1 rRNA gene is annotated in these 351 nt (G+C 57.8%); it reads left to right on the top strand.

Going from position 1 to position 351, the window contains the following annotated elements:
• Positions 1–2: 2 nt before the first annotated feature.
• A 5S ribosomal RNA gene (gene rrf / locus P5F91_RS10185) occupies positions 3–118 on the top strand.
• Positions 119–351 lie beyond the last annotated feature (233 nt).

Here is a 351-nt window from a genome sequence, read left to right on the forward strand (position 1 = left end):
GATCTGGTGGTCATAGCGGGGGTCAATACACCCGATCCCATCCCGAACTCGGCCGTGAAAACCCCCAGCGCCAATGGTACTGCGTCTTAAGACGTGGGAGAGTAGGTCGCCGCCAGGTCTACCGACCACATGCGCCCATCATGCGAACAGAATAGCTCCGGCAGGAGATCAGTCAGCTTCAACGGAAGCTGGCCGGTTCTTGGACATTGTGAATGAGGTCTTGAGTTTAAACCGAGGGGTCGGTTGCCTGAAGTATTCAGGCGGTCGATCTATCGTAAAACGCACCAGGCCAACTGACGACACCGCACGGGCTTGCCCTTGCGCGTGGCGCCGGGAGGTCGATCAAGTGAA

Source organism: Nitrospirillum amazonense (assembly GCF_029594735.1).
Lineage (GTDB): Bacteria > Pseudomonadota > Alphaproteobacteria > Azospirillales > Azospirillaceae > Nitrospirillum > Nitrospirillum amazonense.